Raw genomic sequence first — 21,836 nt, 5'->3', positions numbered from 1 at the left:
TTTTTTTTGTTATTTTTTTACTTCAAGTGATGCGATATAAGCCGCTTTGAATGCCTCCGGATCTTCTGTAACCATTGATTGTTTTTCTTCGTCGGACATATCAGCAAAAGCTTTTGTTGACGCTCCTGAAACACCCGGAACAATACTAGCTGAGACTTTTGTCAAAGGCTGTAATCCTGAGATATAAGTTTCACATGCGCTGTAATTAGATGTAGCCCAAGTTTTTAAATGTGCAGCCTGATCAGCATTAATTTTTTTGGCAGTAATAGCGCCATTAATCAATGTTTCTACTTTTGTTGCAGCTGCTGCAGTTTCTGTCGCAACTTTTTCTGCTTTCAATCCGGCAACCTCTTCTGCAGCTTTTTTATTAGCCTGAATTGTTGCTTTAATTGTTGCTTCAGAAGAGTCTTCTGGTAGCCCTAATGATAAGGCAAGGATTTTTTGATCCATAGTTTTTAAAATTGGTTTGTGATTTGTGATTTTTGGAAGCGTTGGAGCTCCACAAGCTTGAAATAAGGCTTTTGTCTGTTTAGTAATTGCGGTGTTTTTGGTAATTCCGGTAATAAATCCCTGTGCTACAGCTTCTTTTGCAGAAAGCCACACATCACCTTTTACCCAATTGGCTTCAATGTCTTTTACAGGTATACCGGTTTTGGCGGCATAAGCTTCCTTATATTGAATTGACATGTTTTTAAGTAATTGCAAACCGGATGCAATTGTATCTTCATTTCCGACTAAACGTGCTGACGGCTTATGATACATGAATTGTCCGTTTTCGGCCTGATCGCAACTATCTAATGAAATTGCAATTTTTGTGTAAGCTGAGGCAAGTAAGGCACCGGCAGTTCCTGTTTTAGCACCCGGAAATCTTTGTATTTGGTTTTCTATTTCGGCAGCTTGAAAAACGTCTCCACCTGGTCCACTCATATAAACATCTACATCCTGAATTCCTTGTGCTAAAAAATCATCAATTTTCCTTGTGATTTCTTCAGCCGAATTATTCCATTCGTATATAACTCCTGTAATTCTCAAATAGGCTTTGTGATCTTTTGCCTCTGCCGTAATTACAAGAGGATATTCCTGCGCCAAAGCAGTAAGTGCTGCAGCAGTTAGACCAGTTCCTCCTGATCCCATTATTAATATGGATTTACATAGGCCTTTCATTTAATTTTTTACTGTTTGCATGTTGATGTATGAATTATTTCGATGACAAAATTTGGATTATTTAGGAGCTAAAAAAAATCATAAATCCATGACAAGGAGTGCATTCCTGTTGGTTAGGAGTGTATTCCTGATCTTAGAAAATCATACATATTGGATCCGTAATGATGTTGCAATTTTGTGAAGTAATAAGAAGACAAATGGCAAAGATTAGAGAGCAAAAGCTAGCAGAAGATTTATATATAAAAGGCAAAAGAACCGCAAAAGACATAGCTAGTTTAGTTGGTGTTAGCGAAAAAACTGTAGGTGATTGGGTAGACAAATACAAATGGAAGGATCGCCGTAATGCTATATTAGGTTCTCAGCAAAATGGTTTACAAAACATTAATAGTTTAATCGATATGTATGCCGAAAGTTTGGTCGCAATGGAGAATGATCCAGATGCAAAACAAGATCAAAAAACTAAGCTAGTCGATGCTATAGCCAAACTGAATAAAACAAAGGATAGTTTCGAAAAGGAACACAGAATACCTTACAACACTTATATAAATGTGATGGATTCTATTATGAGTGATATGCTTATAAAAGTTAATCCTAAACTTCATTTAGCCATCATGGAATTTTTCGAAAATCACACAAACGAATTAGCCCTTAAATACTAATTAAACTATGTTTAAACTCATCATTTCATTATTATTGAATAATGCCAAATCTCACGATTGGAAATTACAAATTGCTGCACACTTATTAAAAGATGCTTTCTTTAAAGACACTAAAGTTGGTGAAGTTGTATCGTATAAAAAAGTAGGCCATAAAAACTACAAGCGTAAAGAGGTTGTAGGTATTGCTTATAATTTTAGAACAAATTCAATTACAAGCTTAACTGAAGAAATTAGTTTCAAAGGAAACATATAATGAAGCATATTGATAAAATAGCCCAGAAACGTTTTCTTGAAAAGATAAACTTAATTCGTGCCTCCGGAGGTTCTGTTGATCCTAATGAGACAAAGGAACAAAAGGCCGCACGTATTGAAAAAGCAAGCAAGGATTACCGTTTTATGGTTAATTATTACTTTCCACACTATGCAACTGCAGACTGTGCTGATTTTCATGTGGAATTTGCCAACTTGGTTGCCAAAAACAAAGTTTTCAAAGGCTTTGCAGAATGGGGACGTGGATTAGCTAAATCAGTAACAACCGATATTCTAATACCTTTTTGGCTACATTATTTAAGAAAAGAACCAATGTATTTAGTAATCATTGGTAACAATGAAAAAAAATCAATACAGCTTCTTGCTGATATTCGAGCTGAATTAGAAAACAACCCCAGAATCATTAATGATTTTGGCGAACAAAAATTACTTGGTAGTTGGGAAGAGGGTTTCTTTACTACAAAAAGCGGTTTCATTGGTCAGGCACTTGGTATGGGGCAATCCGTAAGGGGTCTCCGTGTACAGGATAAACGCCCTAATTATTTAGTGCCTGATGATATTGAGACAAAAGACACCATCAAAAATGAAAAACGTCAGGATGATGTTGTTGAATGGATATTATACGACTTGATACCAACAATGGATGGAGAAATTAGACGATTTATACAGTCTAATAATGCTGCATTTCCAATAATGATTCAAAAAAAGTTACAAATTTTAAATCCAAAGTGGAAAGTACACCACATTAAAGCATACGACAAAGTAACCTATGCTCCAAGATGGAAAGAAAAATATAAACCTGATTACTACAGAATATTAGAACAGGAAATTGGGATTTTGCCGTGTTTGGCGGAATACAATAACGAGCCTCACGTAAGAGGAAAGATTTTTACTGAGGAATTAATTCAATGGTGCAAATTACCAAGATTAGACCACTTTGAACATATTGTTGCGCATTGGGATGTTGCTTATGCAGGAACGGCTACAGCGGATTATAATGCTGTTAGAATTTGGGGATTAAAAGAAAAGCAATTTTATTACATCACCTCTTTTGTAAAAAAAACAAAGATGCGAGCTGCTATTGAATTTATGGCCGATTTTCAAAAGGAGCTACCAGATAGTGTTAGAGTGCATTGGCGATTCGAAGCGCAATTTTGGAATGATGAAGTTGAAAGAACAATTAGGGAAGTTGAGCAATTTTTTGAGATTGATTTACGAATGACAAAAGTTGACAATCCTAGAATTAAAAAATACGATAGGATTGTTTCAATTCATCCTTACTATCAAAATGGCCGTGTGTGGTGGAACGAAAAAATGAAAAGCCATAGTGACACACAAGTTGGAAAAGCACAACTTTTAGGAATTGAACCAGGTTATAATGGGCATGATGATGCACCTGATGCAGATGAGCAATGTATTAGCTTTTTATCAAAACATATTTACGAAAAATCAAAAGGCGGTAGACCAATGATGGGCAGAGTTGAACGAAAACACATATACTAATGGCACTATCTTTTTTAACAATCGATGATTTAATAACACAACTTTTTGAAACGTACCTTGATGATAGTGTTCAGGAAGACTTAGACGCTTTAGACAATATTGAAGCGCAACAAATTGCATTTATAAAAAGCAAACTACGTAGCCGTTTTGATACTGCAGTTATGTTTTCCGCTGCAGAGTATGAAGACAAACCAGTTATAAGACAAGTATTGACCTCTTTAGTAAACTACTATGTAGTAAAAAGGAATGCACCCAGAAAAATACCAACTGATTTTAAAGACAACTACAATTGGGCTATTAAATGGCTAAATGATGTCCGTGACGGTGTCGAAGGTCCTGAATTACCATTAAAAGAAGTTGTACGCAAACAAGTCCTTTGGGGCAATAACAAAAACGAAGATCATTATTATTAATTATGGCACAAGGAGCAAAAGTAGGTAGAACCTACGACAACAGACCATCTAATATCATACTACCAAAAAGTAAAACGTTAAGCGTTCAAACCATTAAAAAATGGAAAGATGCGCTTACTTTGGCACAGCTACCTGAAAACGCCAACCGTAAACCTTATGTTGAACTTTGCGAAAGCATTTTATTAGATAGTCACCTGGCATCTGTTATTGAAACCCGTGTATTAAAAATCAAGCAATCAAAGTTTAAATTAGTTGATGCATCCGGAAAAGCAAATCCGGAAATCAACAAATTATTTGAGCAACCGTGGTTCAACTCATTCATTTACCATGCAACAATGGCTAAATTTAAAGGTACCACTGTAGTGGAATTGTGGGATCTAAATCCTGAAACAATGGAACTGGCTAATGTCAATTATATTGAACAGGAAAATATCATACCGGAAAAAGGATTGATTGTAAAAGAAAACGGTGACCAAACAGGATATTCTTATAAAGAGGATCCGTTGAAGCCCTATTATATCCAAATTGGTAAAAACAAGGATTTAGGAATTTTAAAAGATGTTGCTCCGGATGCTTTAACAAAGAAGTTTGCAAAAGCATCGTGGAGTGAGTTTGTTGAAAAATACGGAATTCCTCCACGTTGGGTTACTACTGATAGTTATAGCGAAAGCCGTGAGAATGAGCTTGCAGATATGATGGCCAATATGGTTAGTAACCATTGGGCTGTTTTGAAAGGGAATGAAAAAATTGAGGTGATGAATTCCTCCGGAAAAGATTCCTACGAAATCTTTGACAAGCTTATTGATCGTATGAATTCTGAAATCACCAAAAGAGTTTTGGGTCAGGATGGTACAACCGATTCAAGTGCTACTGGAACGTATGGAAGTTTAAAAGTAATGCAAGGTGTATCTGACGATAGACATGATGCTGATAAAACCGATGTAAAAGACGTTATTAACTCTGAATTGCTTTGGCGTTTACAGTTGATAAGTCCAATTTATGGATCTTTAAAAGGTTATACTTTCGATTGGGATGATTCCAAGGAAATGACCGCTGCCGAATTGGTCGACATGGTAGGTAAATTATCTACTGCAGGTTTTGAAGTTGACACTAAATTTATTACTGATAAAACTGGAATTCCTATTGTTGGATTAAAACAAGAGCAAATTACTCCGTTAGCCACTTTGGAAACGACTCAAAAAAAAAAGTCTCAAAATTTGAAGCCCGTAGCTTTTTACAAAACGAAGTTATAGCGTTTTACGCTAAACAATGTGATCACGATCATAATACTTTTGAAGCTTTTGAACTTACCGACTATACGAAACTTATAGAAAAAATAGCCAAAGATTTACATTCAGGAGATTTAAAACCATCAGATCTGAATGAGAATTTATTAACTACAATTTTAGGCGATGTCAAAGGAGCATTGGCAGAGGGTTACGGAAATTCATTTACAGATTATAGCGTAAATGCGCAAAGTAAATTGCAATTAAAACAAAATTTATATCGCTTTTCCGGTGCTAAAACATATCAGGAATTGGCTAAAATGAATTTCTTTTTAGACAAAAACAGATCATTTGCAGATTTCAAAAAAGAGGCTTTTAAAGTCAATGAAGAATATAATGTTAAGTATTTAAAAACTGAGTATGTAACAGCAAATCGCTCCGGTGCAATGGCTGAAAAATGGGATAAAATACAGTCTCAAAAGTCATTGTATCCTAATTTGAAATACAAAACCGTAAAAGATAACCGGGTACGTGAAGAGCATAGAACGCTGCATGATATTATCAAACCTGCAGATGATCCTTTTTGGGATAAATGGTATCCGCCTAACGGATGGCATTGCCGTTGTTATGTTGTTCAAACTGACGAACCGGCAACAAAAGGAAATTTTGAAGGTAACCCAACACCAGGCTTTAATAATCATGTTGGTAAGTCTAACATGCCATTTAATGAAAACGAACATCCATATTTTGTTTTTCCTGCTGCAGATGCTAAAAAGATAAAAGCAAGCTTTGAAGATCTTAAACTTTCATCACCTGATTACAATCTGGTACACATCAACAAAAAAGCAAAATTAGAGGTTTCGACATGGGCGGATCCATCAGATATTGAAAACAATTATAATAATGCTAAAATATTGGTAGATGCTCTAAAATTAAATGTAAAAATTAGGCCACACACGGATTTAGTTTCTATTAAAAATCCTGAATATGAAATCAATGGTTTGAAATCAGATCTAAAAGTAATTGATTCAAAAAATGGAATCACAAACGGTTTTAGATCTGCAAAAAATCAAATGGGATTTGCAAAAAATCATTACTCTATTGTTTTCAATTTAGACAATGTAAAAGGCTTAAAAATTAAAGACATTACTGATCAGTTAAAAAACAAATTTAGTGCGACCAGAGGAAAAAACATTGATACAATTTACTTTATCAAAAAGGGTAAAGCAGTATCGTTAAGTAGAGAAATGATATTGAAAAGCGACTTTAAAACGTTGCAGGATATTCTGTAAAAAAGGAGAGAGCTCAATCCCGTAAAGGACTTTGCTCTCATATATATACTGCAAATATAAGTAAAAATTACAATATGCTGGAGAAAATACCAAATTTTAAGGAAATAGGACGAAAATTAATACTTGATGCTCAGACAATTGCAGAGGTGGAAATGATCAATTTCATTATGTCAAATTTTGAGAGACAAGGATTTCTTGATAAATCCGTACAGCCGTGGCAAGAGAGAAAAAATAATTCTGATTCCGGCCGTGCCATCTTAACCGACTCTGGAGCATTAAGAGATAACATAAAAATCACAACCAGTACCGACAAACGTATTGTGGCCACCGCTTCATCAAAACATGCAAAGATTCACAATGAAGGTGGAATTATAAACATACCGGTAACCCAAAAGATGCGAAAGTATTTTTGGTACATGTATAAACAAACCGGAGAGGGAAAATACAAAGGAATGGCATTAACCAAAAAAAGTCACTTTGTAATAAAAATGCCAAAACGCCAATTTATGGGACCATCTGAGGCATTTAATAAAATTATAGAAACCAAGTTTAAAAAGATGATCGTAGAACGATTTAAAACCCAATAAAACACTGTTTAAATGAAAGATTTAAAGAACTTATACTTAGAGCATGAAAAGAGAGTTACTGATAACATTTCAGAAATAAAGCACATTGATCTATGGAGTGAGCAAGTTTCATTTATGGCCGATGAGCACCCGTTTAAAGCTCCTGCAGTATTTTTTGGATACCGTATTTTGAGTGCTGAGGATCTAAGCGAAGGTATACAGGAACTGCAGATACAAGTTGATGTTTATTTATTTTATGAAACCTTTGCTGATACTTCAAAAGGAAGCAAAAAGCAACAAAAAGCACTTGCATTTTTAGATCTGTTAACAAAAATTAATGCTTGCTTTCATGCATCAAACGGCATCTATTATAGTAGTATGCGCAGAACTGGTTTTAATCCTGTAGAAACTGGAGGTGCAGGTATTTTATATGTACAACGTTATGTGTTAACAATGATTGATGATTCGGCAAAAGAATTGTTTTTAAATATGAAGTTTGATCACATCAACATAGATGTTATTGAGGAGGCGGTACCGCCACCGGGCAACATTAGTGATTTATATAATATATCTGATCGTTAGCGATAAATATAAGTTTCTACGGTTTTAGGACGTAAGAAAAACTTTTGTGCGGTTGCTGCAGTACAATAGGCAATGGTGTATTTTTTCACACCATAATCCGTTACAGAACTTAACTTATTGAAATAAGCTACTATTTCCTGTTTTTTTTGGTTTTGAAGTTCTATATCTCTGGCCATGTGACAAAAATAACAAACCTTTTTCACATAAAAAAACCCACTTTTTACAGTGGGTTTTTAGTGGTATTTATAATAACTGGCGGGTTATTTTCCAACGTTCGTCGTTGTCTTCAGATAATAAATAAACTATTCTCTTTTCTTTGTCAATGTATTGTTTATCGTTATTGTCTTTTGTAGCAGTATTAGAAACATAATTTTTCCAGACATCAAAAACAACATCGTATGTACCTGTAATGTAATTAAATGAAAATGTGTTGTCAAAAGTTTTATAAACAACAGTTAAGTATTTATTTTGCTTTTCACTATCCAGTTTATTGTATTCACTTGGAGACATTCCAACAGGAATAAAACGAACAGCAAACAAATTTTCGTCAGTAAAATTTTGACTATTAAGCAGCTGTGAATTATTTGATTTTGCTGCTAATATTGAAGCCTGTTGTATTGCTTCATCCGGATTTGAAATATTCTTGAAATCCTGAGCCTGAACAAACATAGAGATTAGCAACATAATAGCAATATGAAAACGTCTCTTAACGAATTTTCTTTGTGTAGCTCTTAAATTATAGGGCGCAATATAAATTGCGTACGAATGATTTAACCTATTTATTGCATCAATTGATGATAAAGTTTCTTTGGGCAGCAATTCAATAGCTTTAGCTAATCCCGATGCTGCAACGCCTTTTAATTTAATTTGTTCCATATTATTCTTTTGTTAAAAATTTCGATAGAGGTGCATAAACTATTAAATCAGATATTGTTTTTTGCTGTTGGATGTTGATCTCTAATAATTGTTCAATCAAAACGTATGGATTAACATCTCTAATTAGGCATTCTATGATTTTATTAGTTGTAGCATCAACGTTTATCATTCTATCTTCTGTAAATTTCGATATTACTTCCTTTTTCTTAGCAAAATATTGCTCTTCTGTCATATCCATAATCATTTAAAAATTAAACGTGTTATTGTTCCGTGTTGTTCAACTCTCGCTTTGCCCGGAATATCTTTTTTCACCCTTTTATCAAACGTTTTTAGCTGCCATGGCGTAATGTTATCAATATCCATATAAATCAATTCCCAAAATCCTCGTAACTTACTTGGAAAGCCTATTATTACTTCTGATCTATATTCCTGACTTGCATCATAGAATTGAATGGGTCTTAGTGCGTTTGGAGCGATATAAAAGAAAATAGCTTCAATCTTATTGATTTCCAATTCATTAAGCATAATTATAACTTTTTGTTAGGAAAAATGGCTTTTTTAAGCCTTTTTAACAAACTTGGCTTTTAATAGCCCTTTAATCTTGAATTAAAAACCAAATATAGATAAAATATCTCCTACATAAATAAGGCATCCAATAATTAATGCTCCAAAGAAATATATAATTGCCATTGTTATTCTAAATCTACGATCAATGTCAGCTAATTTATTTCTTAGGTTTTCTTTTTCACGGTCTATAATGTCATAATACTTGTGCATGTGTAAATGTATTTAGTTGTTTTAGATATATTTTACGGTTTTCCGTACTTAGTATCTTTTATCTGTCCAATGAATAATTTTTCCTTTAAAATCTTTATTGAAGTATTTAAAATAATCTTCAACAGTATCAAAGCCGTCATTTTGCGCGAGCTCTAAAATCAAATCTTCATATTTATAATTTTCATAAAAGCCATTGTGTTCAACCTCATATAAACAATCATCAATCCAAATTGAAATATAGTCCATGCCATGTTTTATTTTAATTTTTTGAGTGCTTACCACCGGCAGAACCGGAGCAAACCGAAACATATTTTTTTTGCGGACATTGATAAAAAAATCAATCTTCATTCCTGCTTTCCAACGATCGGTTTTATCTTCCCGGATGGTGTGATACTTAAATACTTCTAATCCTTCAACAATCTCTATAATTGAGTGGTAATCTGTCTTTTTAAATTCGGTAGATTCTCTAATATATTTTGTTATATGAGCATGAAAAACAATGTTATTTGATCTTTCTGCCTCTAAAAGCAAGCCTCCTAAAATCTTTTCAGGAAAGTATGTAGGCTTTCCGTTTATTTGTGTGCTAAATCCTAATATCATAATTATGCCGTTTTTAGTAAGTTCTTTTTATATTCCTTAATTGGTGATATGTTTGGTGACATTAAAATTTTAGCCCATTCGGGAGGTACAGCATTACCAATCATTTTTACAGCATCTTTATTTGACAATTTTAATTCCGGATGACTAAAATAGCTTCTTGGAAAAGTGGTACATGCTGCTAACTCCTCTCTGTTTAAGAACCTGGTCTTAATATCAAAACCATCTAATATTGTCACTAATTGGTGTTTAAATTCGGTCATTATTGGTGTGATAGGCTCATCTAAACTTTGTACATTATGTTCCGGCTTTCCATTAGAACTGAAAAATTGAGCTAAAAATTGAAGTTTTTCTACTCTAACTAATTGGTGGCGATCTTTGGTAGTGACGGTGTTAAGTGGTACGTCAATGGATTGCGTTTGGTCACTACCTCCATAAAACTGGCAAAGAAAGTTTTCAATACTAACCAATTGCTTTGTTTGCCATGTTAGTTGAGGATTTAAAGGCTGTTCTAGCGTATTAAAATTATCAGTACGACAATAGTCCATTATGAACTGCAGTTTTTCAATTGTAACAAGCTGGTGTCGATTTGCAGTTGTAATTGTGTATAGAGGTGAAAGAAGTTCCTGTACTCTGTTTTGATTTTCTCCTCCATAAAAATTTGCGATAAATTGGGAAATGTGAGGTGCGTATTTCTTTATACCGCCGCCAATTCTCCTTTGCGAATTCTTAGCTATTGGTTTACGTAAGTGCTTTGGCAGGTTTTCGTTAAATTCTCTACCAAAAATACTTGTGCCGTGATCTTCTGTGTTTATATGAGGTCCACAAGGTTTCCATTTTTTAAAACCATTACCGCCCGCTTTTGAATGTGTAAATTCTGGAATAGTAATATCAACACCTTCACGGTAAAAGAAAGCGAAATATCGCTTTCTTCGAGTTGGCAAACCATCATCCGCAGCATTTCGAATTGTTTCTTTGTATTGATAACCTAAGTCTATTATTGCTTGTTTCCATCTCTCAAATTCTTCACCCATTCTTTCTTTAATAGGTTTGCCATTTTCATCAGTTGGACCCCATTTTTTAAACTCAGGTACATTTTCTACTGTTATCAAAATAGGGTTCAGATGAGGCAGATATTTGTAAAATTCCCAACCCATTGTATAAGATCCTAGTTTCTTTTCTTCGCAACTATTAGCCTGGCTGTGTTGGGTGCATTCAAGAGAGCCATGTACGTGATTAACGGGGGTTAAATCTTCTACTTTTTGAGTGTAAACATCTGCCCAAAAAACCTGTACATTATGATGAAATGCATTTGTTTTTACAGCAACTTTGTCATGATTTAGAATCCATAAAGTTTTATAATCTTCTAAATCGTCAGTTCCCTCTGTCCAGCCACCACCACCCGCAAAAAATTCTCCACCAGTAACTATGTTGTGATTTTTAAAAACCTCCTTAATAGAAGGGAAATTTATATTGAATTGTGTTTTGTTGTATCTCATAGCTAATATTCGTCGTTAAATCTTTTTTGATTAATCCAAGTAACCATGTGAGCTTTTGCCTGATTGCTTTTTGCAAGGAACTCATCATATTTTTTAAGTCCGTTGAAACATTTTATTCTATCAACTAGACTAAGCTTTTCAAATGCTTTTTCAGAAGGTTCTTTCTTAACTTTCAGGTTATAAGTTTTCCAAAATGTTTCAAAAGTATAGTCATCCAAAACCAGTTCAATTGTTACGAGCTGTTTATATTTGGTCCAGTTTTCCATCTCGTGAATGGTACCCGGAAATTGACCATTTGCAAAAAGCTTTAAAACTCGAATTCCTTTCAGATTGTAGAAACTGTAAATAGTTCCATCACCTGACCGATATTGAAACAACCATTCGTCAGCAGTTTCTTTAAAGGTCACTTTGTACGTTGTAAGTTGCTCATTCATATTAATGTCCGTTTAGTTTTTTGGACCATTCGTCCGGCATGTTATTGTATAGAATTGGAATTTTTAAATCAAGTGCTAACTGAATTTCAATTTTTGCACCTTTACTGAAATGCCAGTCATCCAACATTAGGATGCAATCACAATCGATTAAAGCCTTAAGGCAAGATTTCATTGCAACATCCCAATTTGCTTTCCAGTCGCCAACTACTTCAAGCGGGTTAACGGCTTTGTGTCCCATTATTTCGATTAGATCAGTTGCCTTTTCAAATTTGGCAATACATTGTTGCTGATCTTCGCCGCTTACTTTTCCTGCTATGTATATTTTTTTCATAAGTATTGTTTTAATGTTTCAAAATCTTTCGGAAACTCTGATTTATTAGCTACTTCGTTAAACTTTTCTTTGTCTATATTTATGCACTTAGAATGACCGGCAGTAGATTCAGGATTATAGTAATAAGTCATTCCAAGTAAATATGAAGCTGTTAATCTTTTTTGCTCATTTAGCAACCATTGTAATTGTTTTAGAGTAATATTTATTTTAGGCTCAATTTCAAGACTCATTTTAAAAGGTATTTTGTTGGTTTGGTATGGATAAATGTTTATGAAATTTCTTTTGCTTCCTGCTGTAATCGTTTTTCATTATCGAAAATGCTTTCGGCTTTTAGGGTTGGTCTAATTGGGTGTTTTTTTGTTCTCATTTAGTATAATGGTGAATTGATAATAATTATAGGCCTCCAATGTGTTGGTTCTGTTCTTTCGTCATTTAACCAAGTATCTTGATAGTCTAACCATTTTGCAGAAACCCAGTCTAAGACTGGCCAAATCCCAACATAATGACATTGCCTTTGTCCAGATGGATTAAAATCTTCGTCAATCCATTCTATAGAATATCCAATTACAATTGTGCCTTGATCGGGGATGTTATTTCCGCTTTCTATTTTAATCCAACCGTTGTTATCTTCAATCCCTTGCAAATCCTTTGGACGGCATAATGTCGTAGTCTGATTTAAATTAAAATTTTCTTTATGTTGTTGAAATTCCAATAAATCACAATTAAAGTCGTCTGGCAGTTCATCAAAAGGGATAAATCCATTTTCATAATCGTAGCCCAATGGTTCAAAACCTATTTCAATCCATTCCATTTGTATTCTAGTTTCTTTTGTCATGATAATTTTTGGTTTAAATGCGATTTAATTGAGTTTAAAACATTCCGATCATAAACACTCATAGGAAAAGTTTCAGCAACCATTATGAATTTTTCGAGGTAGTGAGCTTCGTAATATTCTAAGCTAAACGATACCATTTTAACCTTCTTAGAAAATAGATCACTTTTTTGCCGGCTGGTTTCTAAGTGCTTTTTTTCGAGTTTTAAAGTAACTTTATCCAGAACTGATCTGGCGACTCTTATTTCTCGGTCTCTCTCTGGTGTATAAGGCGGTTTTGGAAAGTGCCATACCAACGCGTTTAGTTGCTGTGCTGTTATTTTAAGGTTTACTTTCATTTAACATTCGGTTTTAGGTTTTTCTAATTCTTTACCACAATCAACGCAAGTGAGTACTGTGGTTTCGCAAGTGCATACAATTTCAAGTACTTTGATGTAGGCTACGTCATGCGGGCAAACATCGGTTATGCTGTAATTTTCCATTAGTGATAAAGTCCACAATTAGAACAATACAAACGCCCGTTTTTTTCTTTAACCGGCATTTCGATTTCACATTCGAAGCAATACAAATCCTGTAATGAGTTGATGGTTTCGTCATCTTCATCTTCCTCATCAAATTCAATTTTGAAAATGATATAAAGTCCGAGTACAATACCTATGATAAAAGCGAAAGTGAAAGCTGATAACAGCGCGATAATTATTAAAATGTAATTCATGTTATTTATATTTTTTAGTTACCATTGATTCAAAACAGCTAATCATTGTAGAAAGTTCCTTTTCGTTCATTTTCTTTAAAGGCTTTTTAACAGGTGATTTATCACTCTTTAAAAAGTCACTTAATCTATTCAAATCAGCTACTTCGCCCCACTTTTCAGATGGTAACACCCATTGCAATGTTCTTAATTGTGATAGTATTGCTTTGTGCTGCTGATTCTTATTGTCGAACAAACCCCAATTAGCGTCATTTGCTCCTTTAACAATGTTTTGAAGCTGTTTTTTTGGGTTGTTGTAGTTGTCGATTGCGGAACCGGTTCCGGTGTAGACTTGTGGTGATTTAGTTGTTGTCATTCTTACTCGGTTATTAATTCTAATTGCTCGCACCAAACACTATTTATTATAATTCCGGTGTCACTTTTTATACTTAATGATGTCTTGTCTCTGGGTGATCTTCCTGTAAGGGTTACAATTTCACCTTGAGCAATTTCATCACCTCCAATGTTGCGCTGCAACACTAACACTTTTGCTTTTTTTCCGTCGAAAAAGTCTTTTGCTTTGTTTTTTAAAAATGTTGATGTCATATACTCTTGTTTTAAAATTTGCTCCTGAGACGGGAATCGAACCCGCGACCTTTTGGCGAATAGGTTTAACATGTATTTCAAACACCTATCCAGAACCAAACGCTCTAGCCAATGAGCTACTCAGGAAAACCGAACTAACTAACCTGTTTTATTTACTGTTATAAGTTGCTTTTGTGTGTTTTTTAAAGCGGGTATTGTTGATAACCAGCTTTTCGTACCGGGCAAACATTCTAAGTTCAAGCGCGCTTAAATCATGTTTGCATGTCCAGTTTCCGTAAGTGTCACGGTACACTAAATGACCGTTAACCTTATATTCTTTATGATCTTCTACTGGGATTATTTCTACGTTCATTTGTCTAAACTTTTAAACCTGGCTAATAATTCAACCTTGAATTCTGTTATATTAGAAAGAAGACTATCAATTTTTTCGATGATTTCTAACCTACCCTCAGGAAGGTTTATATCATTCCAAATTGATATTGAATTGAAGCAATCCGACATTCTAATTAAGGCGGTTCCATTCTCTTTTATTTTGGTATGAATCGCCGCCATTGACATTATACTTTCATCCGATAAAAATTCTTTTGAACTATATATAACATGTGATTTTGGTTCGTTATCTTCCATTTTGCCAGTGTTTATAAGTTATTCTGATTTTAAATTTTAGCCACTCAATGTAATTGGCTATATCTTTCCGGTTAAACAGTATCAGCAGTATCACTAATAGTATTATCGTTGTGTTTTTCAATTTTGTTAAATTCAAATTTATATCCCTGTGAAAAGTCAACTGAGCTAATTGATAGTGGTATTGGTGTTTTGGTGCCATCATCACCAATTAAATTAGCTTCGATATACCAAACTGAACGAATTGACTTGTAAGCATCTGAAATGATATGCACACCGTCTGTAAATTCTTCATCATCAAATTTCTTGGTCAATTGTTGAAGCTCTAAAACCCTACTTCCTTTTAAGTTTCCTTTAGCATCCTTTTTTAAGAGATTAAATACAATTTCTACAAGTGCAGCTGTTGATTCATTTGTTGCAAGTGAGCTAATGTATTTTTCTACTTTTGCAATTCCGGCACTTACTGTGTCATCCCAACCGTCAGTAACTCTGAACCCAATTGTTATTTCACCACCTTTGCAGGAAAATGTATGTGACTGCTGTTTCTCTTTGATTCCGTACACATCTGCTTTCAGTTTTAGAATATCTTCAAAAAACTTAAAAGCGTTTGTTTTGGCGTTCGAAATCATTTCTGATGCCGCGCAAAGTGTAAAAATTGCTTTTGGCACTGCTTGCTCTACTAATTCTTTGTAGGCTTGGCGGTCATTGTCTTTTTTTGATTTAACATTTTTTAAAGCAGCTTCTAATTGTTCGGCTGTGAATTTTGATAAATCTGGTAATTGTTGAGTTTCTGTGTTCATGATTATTGCGTCTTTTACGATTATATTATTAATATTGTTCATTGGTGAAATAATTTTGATTGAAACCACCCCATGAAGTGGCTTGTATTTTTTCGAGTGTAAATTTTACTTTAACCTCAATGTGTGGCGGTACTTTGTAAGTTCTGACCTGATGCGGAAAATTGTCATTATTTAGCTGTGATAACAAAGAGCCACGTTCCTGATTAATGCAAACACGTTCGAGAGTTTTAAAGACATAAATTTTACCGTAACTCTGTAACTCTGAACAATAAGCCAGCACATTGTGCAAATCTTCTAATCGTTGATAAATGGCTTTGTTCATACATTGTAAATTTTATGTTCTCTTAAATCGAAGGTGTCACGTTCGATGGTTCTGGGTGTGGCTTGCGCTTTTAGTTTTCGCAAATCTGCCTCAATCTGCGGGCGTGCTTCGTGCTCTGGAGAATTATCAAACAACCATTGTTCTAATTCTGCTATTTTGTTTTTTCTTTGCTGTGGTGTCATATTGGTTAGTTTAGGGTAAATACTTTTATGTTTTGTGGGGCTTTGCTTTTCTTGATTTGTTTTAGCAATGACATTGGTCTATAATTAAAAATAGTTGTAGCGCATTTTTGATAACATCTTTCAAAATCTTTCGGAGTTACATTTTCGTTAGTGTAGCAGTCTGTTAATTTGTGGAACTCAGTTTCTGAGTTTGTGAGCTCCATTCTAAACCAGGCATTAATTGCGCTGTTTGCTACAACCTGTTGAAATTCCTTAGGCGTAAGGGTTACGCTTTCGCACCAATTACTGTAAAAATTCCAGATCATACTTTCGTATTGTTCCTGAGTAATGTCTAATTTTTGCTTTACTGTTTTCATAGCTTAGTTTTTTTGTTCTGTTCCTCTTGCTTTTTCGTAACCTTCCTGCCAAACAATGTAAAGCCCGCCATTGGGTCCTATTGTCCTGCCTTTACAGACCGCTAGAAAGGCGTTTACAAATATTTTTTGTTTACAATCGTACATTATATCTTTTTCTAACTCTGATCGGGGACTGTTTCCCTGAGCGTGGCCGGTTATAATTACAATCATGTTTTTTGTCACTTTTTTAAATTCCATATACTCCTGAAAGTTTTTAAAGAAGTAGGTAGCCGAATCAATTATTATAACTTTAGGTGGATTCCTTTTTTTGAGGTATGCTAAAAGTTCAGCAATTGTATATCGGACAGCTAAAAAATTATGTTCAACCTCATGCATTTCAAATAAGTCAACCCGTTCTATAAAATCAGAGTCGTCAAGTTCTTCCTCTAATAAATTGTACAGTACTTTAAAATGCTTGGCTAAGGCTTTGGCTAATTGCATCACAAATGAACTTTTTCCGCTACTAGAACCGCCCCAGATAAACCAAACTCCTTTATTTTGTGGCTGTCTATATGCTTCAAAAAAAGCACCTGTAAAAAGTATTCTATTAATGATTTGTGCCTTGATATTGCTTATTGTTAAGGCTTTTTTCATTATTTAAAGAACTGTTTTGGCATGTTTAATACTTTTCTAACAAAATCCTCTGTCAAAGGTTCGCCCAACCTGTCAGCCTCTCTCATTGCAGGCACTAAACAATCATGTAACTCACCGTAATTTTCACAGTTGGCCTGTAAAAAGGCTTTCAGTTTTTTATCTTCAATCATTTCAAGGAACCCGGCAAATGTTCTGTCTATATTTGGTAGCATTCTAATACCGAATTTGATACGGCGGTAAAATTGTCTCATACCTGCCTTTTTTCGTTTTCTTAATTTGTCTAAGTTGTCAAGCAGTTCGTCAGTTCCTATCATGATAATCGAGCAATGCCCTGAAAGATCATCGTATAATTCTTTCATCATCCCAAGTGTTGGCTGTTTCATGTATTCGCTTTCATCAAAAGCAATCTGGGGTTTGTAACCATCAAACTTTAGCTTTTGCATGTGCTTTACGATGCTGTTGATGTTTTTACTTTTCGTTTTGGCCGTTGGAATTTTAGCTTTTTCCAAAATCTTATCTATCAGATCAGAAAGATTGTCGGAGCTACCCACTTTAATAACAAATAAGTCTAAAGGGTTATGAGAGGCAAATAATTTAGTTATATAGCTTTTGCCGCTTCCTGTTTCACCTATAAGCAGGTTTGTAGACCCGTTTTCTTTTGCATCTTCCAAAACAGACAACATAAAGTTCATTTGATTGGTAGCCACCGGATGCCAATACTGTTTTTGTAATTGAAACCCAACTTTTTGCGCTACCAGTTCGAACCATTTTGGGGCAATATCTGTTTTGCCAATCACAAAACTTAAGTTTCTCATATTGGAAACATAAGCTTCATTGATTCCTGATTTTTTTACAAATTCATTAGCAGACATTTGATGTATTGCCAAATAATTTTCTAATGCTATTACAATTTCTTTTTTAACTTCTAGCTTCATGGTTGTAGGTATTTGTTAATGTTTATTTTGCTATTGATGTATTCGTTTTGTTCGTCCTGCCAAGTCCTTTCTGCGCCTTTCTCAATTAAAACCTCTTGTTTTTCTAGAAGCTTTTTAGCTTTATGTTCAATTCTTTGGTTATTTTTTTGCTCTTTGTGCTGACCTCGTGAATCAACTAATAAATGTTTTGCCAGTGTATCGTTAAGCATCGGGTTTTGTATAAAAAACTGATCTAACACGTTAGCATTTTCTGCTCTGGTATCGGTGATATACTGAACGGCTGCTTTATTGTAGTCGCTCACCATTTTTCTTTGCTCTCCATCATGCTCTTTATGATCTGCAATAGCCATCGACTGTATATATTTCTCGTTGAGAACAAACCTGTGTTTCTGGTCAGTGCTTATCGCCAGTACTTCGCTTAAGTTGTTTTCATCATATAGAATATTCCAGTTTTGGTGTGACTGATGCCTGAAATTCAAATCAAAACAATCGTAGGTACGTTTTAAACCTGCAATCTTTGTATGTAATCCTGAACCTTCTAATTTGTTTGTGCTTCCTGATGTTTTGCCTAATGCAAGAAGATAATTTTCGGTAGGCATTGGCAAACGATGCTCATTTTGTGTATTTTGCCATTGCTCCAGATATTCTTTTTGTTTTTTGGAGCGTTCGGCTGCTATAATGCTTTCAAGCTGTTTTCGGCATCCCATTTCATCAGGGAATGTGTGGCGCAATTGGTTCAGCATTTCAGAATTAGGCTGATTTTTTGAACCGGTACCAATACCGAAACCGCTCCAATTGTCCATCAGTTTGCAATACGTTTTGTTGATGTGAGCGAAATACGGTTCAATCACTTTCGATTTTGCATTCTTAACCTTTGCAGGGGTATAGAATTTTGCGCAAGCTTCGTAAACTGGTGTCAGAACCTTTTTTTGGTAGTTATCTGACTGGATTTGGTACGGTTTAAATCTTTGTCCGAATAATTCGACCGTATGATTAATTGCGTTACGCAAAGCCTCCTTTATCAACTCAGGCGTTTCATGCGTTCCAATCGCATAACCAATTGGATATTTATTGAAGGGGTCAAGAACTACAACAATTGTCAGACGATTATGATATGTAGTTGTCGAATAGCCTTCTTTGTTAATCGTTGTGGCTTGATACAAAAGTTCAGAATCCCAACCATCTAAAGTCCAGTACAACATTGGCGAACTTGGTTTTTCTCGCTTATTCTGCATCAAAATATTATTAGACAATGCAGAAACTCCATTTCTTCCGGCATAGATCACCAGATTAGATTTTTCTTTACGATTTCCAACCGTTTGAGCTGTAACCGTTGGCCAGTTCTTTTGTTCAGCTATTGCATTGTAAACCGTTGCAATAAGCGTATTATCTAAGTTGTTGTGTTTAGCAAGTAGTTCGTCAAGCAAAGCCTCTTGTTCACGTTCCTTAATTTTCAATGCGTTTTGCATTCCGAATTTGTCCGAAATAATACCCGCATAACCTTCTTTTACGTACTTATTCACTTTATATCTAAGTGAGCTTTTCGTAGTTGGTAACTTATGATCTACATCGTGGAAGGCGTTTACATCACGGCTCAAACTTTCCCAAATATCAACCGAAGTACAGCCCAAAGCCTTTAAATATTGCTTTCTATTGTTTTTCATAGTCAAAACCGTATTTAATACAGAGGCCTGATGAGTGTATCTTTCAATTACGGGATGCTCTAATTTTACTTTTTCACCGTATGTGTATGCCAAATAAAAATCGAACGCCTCACGATCAGCAACATAATGATTGGCAAACCAAGATTTTTTAACCTCCTCCTGAGGCTTGCCAAATTTTACGGTTATGCGTTCTTTCCATTCCAGACATAAACTTGAAAACTCTATAAGAGCATCGAAACCTAATGATGCACGTCTCAACTGTTTTTCATGACATGTGTTTGAATTCATACGACCGTTAATAGCTTTGTAGCTTATAACTTTTATGCTTTCGGTATGGAAATCACGGTCAAAAATCAAATACTTGATTTTGAACCCTAATTTTTTATCATGATACTCGTATGGTGTTTCCAAACTATAAAGTTTTTAAAAGTGCTTTAACGGCTAATTCCATTTTTTTATAATCCGCTTTTACAGTGTCGGTCATTTCACTTGTTCTGTCACCTGAAAGACTCATTGTGATAAATCTTTTAGAAAGGCCATATTTTTCTTTTATACGATTAAGGATTTCCGCATTGTAGTTATTCTTCTTTTTCGTTTCTTTGTCCATGTTGTAATTTGTTCCTGTTGTGAGAACAAATATATAGAGTATTTCTCTAAATAAACTAATTATTTAGAGAAATTATCTAATTTTAACGTTTAACAAGACATAACATATTGATTGTGAGTGTAAAAGAAAGAATAAAAATATTTATAGAATATTCAAATATGACTATATCGGCATTCGAAAAGTCGATAAATGTGACTAATGGTTATGTGAATAGTATATCAAAAAGTATTGGAATTGATAAAATAAACACAATATTAGAGAATTACCCTAATTTAAGTTTAGAATGGCTGTTTACAGGCCATGGCTCAATGACAAAACCACTGAATGATGTTGAAAACTGGATAAATGAAGAGAGAATTAAAAGAAGAGAGGAAAGTTATGAAGATGATACAGCACATATAGGTAATTCTGTTCTATTCGAACCTGAATCCAGAATATATAAAATGAAAACTGATAAAATTCAGGAAAGGCAATTGATTCCGCTATATGATATGCAAGCATCTGCCTCTGTAGTTGCCTTATTTCGAGATTCAATTAAAGAAAAACCTATAGATCACATTTCAATACCTGGTTTACCAAAAAGTGATGGGGCGGTTTATGTAAATGGTGACAGTATGTATCCATTACTTAAATCAGGCGACATTATCATTTATAAAAACTTGGCTGCATCTATTGATAATATTTTCTGGGGTGAAATGTATTTAATTTCATTGACAAATGATAATGGTGATGAGTTTGTTATGATTAAATGGGTGCAAAAATCAGATCAAGGAGAAATGTATATCAAATTGGTTTCGGAGAATAGACATCACCAGCCTAAAGATTGGCACTTAAAGAATGTTATAGGATTAGCACTAATCAAAGGCAGCGTTAGAATAAATTCAATGTACTAAACCATATTACCTTAACAATCAATTGATTATGTTAATTTGCTTATAAATATTATGCATTTGGGGTATTATTAAAGCCTTTTTTTAACTATTTCAATGTCATTAAAATACATTTGGGGGTATCCTTGACTAATATTTTATACATTCAAAAGGTTACCCATGAGGTTACCCATTAGGTTACCCATGTATAAATATAACCGTTTTTTGAATTGTACAAAATATGGTTTAAATTGTATTTAAAAAGCGTTTAATTGCTGTTTCAATTTACATGTTAAGGTCTATTTTCAGAGGTTTTAAGACCTTTTTTATATTATAATGGTACTATGTTAGTTATATTGGTTATTAATCCATTTTAGAATGGTAATTAAATGGTAGTAAATGGTAACGAATGTACATTTTAATTATAAACAGAAAAGCTCCCACATTCCTGTGAGAGCCTTATTTTATTGGACTTTTCGACCTTTTTTTTATTGTGTGTATTGTTTATCTTTATTTATAGCCCATA

The 21,836-nt window shown here is 34.2% G+C and carries 34 protein-coding genes and 1 tRNA gene; 9 read left to right on the top strand and 26 right to left on the bottom strand.

The genetic code is table 11. The annotated features are described in order from the left end of the window. Positions 1-9: 9 nt before the first annotated feature. Entirely contained in the window at positions 10-1,164 is a 1,155-nt protein-coding gene (locus ABI657_RS11540; RefSeq protein ID WP_348097412.1) for a Clp protease ClpP, read from the bottom strand. A gap of 197 nt (positions 1,165-1,361) precedes the next feature. On the opposite strand from ABI657_RS11540, the gene ABI657_RS11535 reads away from it, so the two are divergent. The 8 genes from ABI657_RS11535 (at position 1,362) to ABI657_RS11500 (ending at position 7,675) form a co-directional block, all read left to right on the top strand. Then, a complete protein-coding gene (locus ABI657_RS11535; protein ID WP_348097411.1) occupies positions 1,362-1,823 on the top strand; it encodes a hypothetical protein in 462 nt (153 codons plus the stop codon). A 7-nt stretch (positions 1,824-1,830) separates the two neighbouring features. Continuing rightward, complete coding sequence (locus tag ABI657_RS11530; protein ID WP_348097410.1) at positions 1,831-2,076, top strand: hypothetical protein; 246 nt, start codon at positions 1,831-1,833, stop codon at positions 2,074-2,076. Further along, positions 2,076-3,596, top strand: coding sequence for a hypothetical protein (locus ABI657_RS11525; RefSeq protein ID WP_348097409.1), 1,521 nt, complete (start codon positions 2,076-2,078; stop codon positions 3,594-3,596). The genes ABI657_RS11530 and ABI657_RS11525 overlap by 1 nt, the downstream gene beginning before the upstream one ends. Further along, a complete protein-coding gene (locus ABI657_RS11520; protein ID WP_348097408.1) occupies positions 3,596-4,009 on the top strand; it encodes a phage protein Gp36 family protein in 414 nt (137 codons plus the stop codon). Before ABI657_RS11525 ends, ABI657_RS11520 begins: the two co-directional genes overlap by 1 nt. A 2-nt stretch (positions 4,010-4,011) precedes the next feature. Then, the gene (locus tag ABI657_RS11515) at positions 4,012-5,262 is read left to right on the top strand and encodes a DUF935 family protein (protein WP_348097407.1); all 1,251 of its coding nucleotides are present in this window, start codon (positions 4,012-4,014) and stop codon (positions 5,260-5,262) included. A gap of 173 nt (positions 5,263-5,435) precedes the next feature. Further along, positions 5,436-6,527, top strand: a complete 1,092-nt coding sequence (locus tag ABI657_RS11510) for a phage minor head protein (RefSeq protein WP_348097406.1) — start codon at positions 5,436-5,438, stop codon at positions 6,525-6,527. A 74-nt stretch (positions 6,528-6,601) separates the two neighbouring features. Next, on the top strand, positions 6,602-7,114 hold the full coding sequence (locus ABI657_RS11505; RefSeq protein WP_348097405.1) for a phage virion morphogenesis protein: 513 nt from the start codon (positions 6,602-6,604) through the stop codon (positions 7,112-7,114). 12 nt (positions 7,115-7,126) lie between these two features. Then, entirely contained in the window at positions 7,127-7,675 is a 549-nt protein-coding gene (locus ABI657_RS11500) for a hypothetical protein (RefSeq protein WP_348097404.1), read from the top strand. Here the strand turns inward: ABI657_RS11500 and ABI657_RS11495 are convergent. The 25 genes from ABI657_RS11495 to ABI657_RS11375 form a co-directional block, all read right to left on the bottom strand. Then, positions 7,672-7,851: a hypothetical protein gene (locus ABI657_RS11495; RefSeq protein ID WP_348097403.1), complete on the bottom strand. Its 180-nt coding sequence runs from the start codon at positions 7,849-7,851 to the stop codon at positions 7,672-7,674. The genes ABI657_RS11500 and ABI657_RS11495 overlap by 4 nt on opposite strands. 67 nt (positions 7,852-7,918) lie before the next feature. After that, positions 7,919-8,551 (bottom strand): hypothetical protein, encoded by a 633-nt coding sequence (locus ABI657_RS11490; RefSeq protein ID WP_348097402.1) that lies wholly within the window; start codon positions 8,549-8,551, stop codon positions 7,919-7,921. Between the two features lies 1 nt (position 8,552). Then, entirely contained in the window at positions 8,553-8,783 is a 231-nt protein-coding gene (locus tag ABI657_RS11485) for a hypothetical protein (protein WP_348097401.1), read from the bottom strand. Between the two features lie 8 nt (positions 8,784-8,791). Next, entirely contained in the window at positions 8,792-9,076 is a 285-nt protein-coding gene (locus ABI657_RS11480) for a hypothetical protein (protein ID WP_348097400.1), read from the bottom strand. Between the two features lie 300 nt (positions 9,077-9,376). Next, entirely contained in the window at positions 9,377-9,928 is a 552-nt protein-coding gene (locus tag ABI657_RS11475; RefSeq protein WP_348097399.1) for a hypothetical protein, read from the bottom strand. Positions 9,929-9,930: 2 nt separating this feature from the next. After that, a complete protein-coding gene (locus tag ABI657_RS11470) occupies positions 9,931-11,424 on the bottom strand; it encodes a DNA cytosine methyltransferase (RefSeq protein WP_348097398.1) in 1,494 nt (497 codons plus the stop codon). Positions 11,425-11,426: 2 nt separating this feature from the next. Further along, entirely contained in the window at positions 11,427-11,858 is a 432-nt protein-coding gene (locus ABI657_RS11465; RefSeq protein ID WP_348097397.1) for a hypothetical protein, read from the bottom strand. A gap of 1 nt (position 11,859) precedes the next feature. Then, positions 11,860-12,189 carry a DUF4406 domain-containing protein gene (locus ABI657_RS11460; RefSeq protein WP_348097396.1) on the bottom strand — a complete coding sequence of 110 codons (330 nt, stop codon included), beginning with the start codon at positions 12,187-12,189 and terminating at the stop codon, positions 11,860-11,862. Further along, a complete protein-coding gene (locus ABI657_RS11455; protein WP_348097395.1) occupies positions 12,186-12,419 on the bottom strand; it encodes a hypothetical protein in 234 nt (77 codons plus the stop codon). The genes ABI657_RS11460 and ABI657_RS11455 overlap by 4 nt, the downstream gene beginning before the upstream one ends. Before the next feature lie 137 nt (positions 12,420-12,556). Continuing rightward, positions 12,557-13,024, bottom strand: coding sequence for a hypothetical protein (locus tag ABI657_RS11450; RefSeq protein WP_348097394.1), 468 nt, complete (start codon positions 13,022-13,024; stop codon positions 12,557-12,559). Continuing rightward, positions 13,021-13,359 carry a hypothetical protein gene (locus ABI657_RS11445; protein ID WP_348097393.1) on the bottom strand — a complete coding sequence of 113 codons (339 nt, stop codon included), beginning with the start codon at positions 13,357-13,359 and terminating at the stop codon, positions 13,021-13,023. Before ABI657_RS11445 ends, ABI657_RS11450 begins: the two co-directional genes overlap by 4 nt. A gap of 143 nt (positions 13,360-13,502) precedes the next feature. Then, positions 13,503-13,736: a hypothetical protein gene (locus ABI657_RS11440; protein ID WP_348097392.1), complete on the bottom strand. Its 234-nt coding sequence runs from the start codon at positions 13,734-13,736 to the stop codon at positions 13,503-13,505. 1 nt (position 13,737) lies between these two features. Then, positions 13,738-14,088 (bottom strand): hypothetical protein, encoded by a 351-nt coding sequence (locus ABI657_RS11435; protein ID WP_348097391.1) that lies wholly within the window; start codon positions 14,086-14,088, stop codon positions 13,738-13,740. A gap of 2 nt (positions 14,089-14,090) precedes the next feature. Next, positions 14,091-14,318, bottom strand: coding sequence for a hypothetical protein (locus tag ABI657_RS11430; RefSeq protein ID WP_348097390.1), 228 nt, complete (start codon positions 14,316-14,318; stop codon positions 14,091-14,093). A gap of 21 nt (positions 14,319-14,339) precedes the next feature. Further along, positions 14,340-14,444 (bottom strand) — tRNA-Gln (locus tag ABI657_RS11425). A 22-nt stretch (positions 14,445-14,466) separates the two neighbouring features. Then, positions 14,467-14,670 (bottom strand): hypothetical protein, encoded by a 204-nt coding sequence (locus ABI657_RS11420; protein ID WP_348097389.1) that lies wholly within the window; start codon positions 14,668-14,670, stop codon positions 14,467-14,469. After that, on the bottom strand, positions 14,667-14,945 hold the full coding sequence (locus ABI657_RS11415; protein WP_348097388.1) for a hypothetical protein: 279 nt from the start codon (positions 14,943-14,945) through the stop codon (positions 14,667-14,669). Before ABI657_RS11415 ends, ABI657_RS11420 begins: the two co-directional genes overlap by 4 nt. Before the next feature lie 71 nt (positions 14,946-15,016). After that, a complete protein-coding gene (locus ABI657_RS11410; protein WP_348097387.1) occupies positions 15,017-15,784 on the bottom strand; it encodes a DUF3164 family protein in 768 nt (255 codons plus the stop codon). Continuing rightward, entirely contained in the window at positions 15,771-16,064 is a 294-nt protein-coding gene (locus ABI657_RS11405; protein ID WP_348097386.1) for a hypothetical protein, read from the bottom strand. The genes ABI657_RS11410 and ABI657_RS11405 overlap by 14 nt, the downstream gene beginning before the upstream one ends. After that, positions 16,061-16,246 carry a hypothetical protein gene (locus ABI657_RS11400; protein ID WP_348097385.1) on the bottom strand — a complete coding sequence of 62 codons (186 nt, stop codon included), beginning with the start codon at positions 16,244-16,246 and terminating at the stop codon, positions 16,061-16,063. The genes ABI657_RS11405 and ABI657_RS11400 overlap by 4 nt, the downstream gene beginning before the upstream one ends. Positions 16,247-16,251: 5 nt before the next feature. Next, positions 16,252-16,602, bottom strand: a complete 351-nt coding sequence (locus tag ABI657_RS11395) for a hypothetical protein (protein ID WP_348097384.1) — start codon at positions 16,600-16,602, stop codon at positions 16,252-16,254. 3 nt (positions 16,603-16,605) lie between these two features. Continuing rightward, positions 16,606-17,235 carry a hypothetical protein gene (locus ABI657_RS11390; protein ID WP_348097383.1) on the bottom strand — a complete coding sequence of 210 codons (630 nt, stop codon included), beginning with the start codon at positions 17,233-17,235 and terminating at the stop codon, positions 16,606-16,608. Continuing rightward, complete coding sequence (locus tag ABI657_RS11385) at positions 17,235-18,170, bottom strand: AAA family ATPase (RefSeq protein ID WP_348097382.1); 936 nt, start codon at positions 18,168-18,170, stop codon at positions 17,235-17,237. The genes ABI657_RS11390 and ABI657_RS11385 overlap by 1 nt, the downstream gene beginning before the upstream one ends. Beyond that, a complete protein-coding gene (locus ABI657_RS11380; protein WP_348097381.1) occupies positions 18,167-20,245 on the bottom strand; it encodes a hypothetical protein in 2,079 nt (692 codons plus the stop codon). Before ABI657_RS11380 ends, ABI657_RS11385 begins: the two co-directional genes overlap by 4 nt. Before the next feature lies 1 nt (position 20,246). Then, entirely contained in the window at positions 20,247-20,441 is a 195-nt protein-coding gene (locus ABI657_RS11375; RefSeq protein WP_348097380.1) for a hypothetical protein, read from the bottom strand. A gap of 113 nt (positions 20,442-20,554) precedes the next feature. Here ABI657_RS11375 and ABI657_RS11370 point away from each other — a divergent pair, with 113 nt between their 5' ends. Beyond that, positions 20,555-21,334, top strand: coding sequence for a S24 family peptidase (locus ABI657_RS11370; RefSeq protein WP_348097379.1), 780 nt, complete (start codon positions 20,555-20,557; stop codon positions 21,332-21,334). Positions 21,335-21,836 lie beyond the last annotated feature (502 nt).

The sequence above is a fragment of the Flavobacterium sp. genome, assembly GCF_039930565.1.
Classification (GTDB): domain Bacteria; phylum Bacteroidota; class Bacteroidia; order Flavobacteriales; family Flavobacteriaceae; genus Flavobacterium.
The sequence above is the reverse complement of the archived record's forward strand: the minus strand, read 5'-3'. Positions and strand labels throughout refer to the sequence as shown.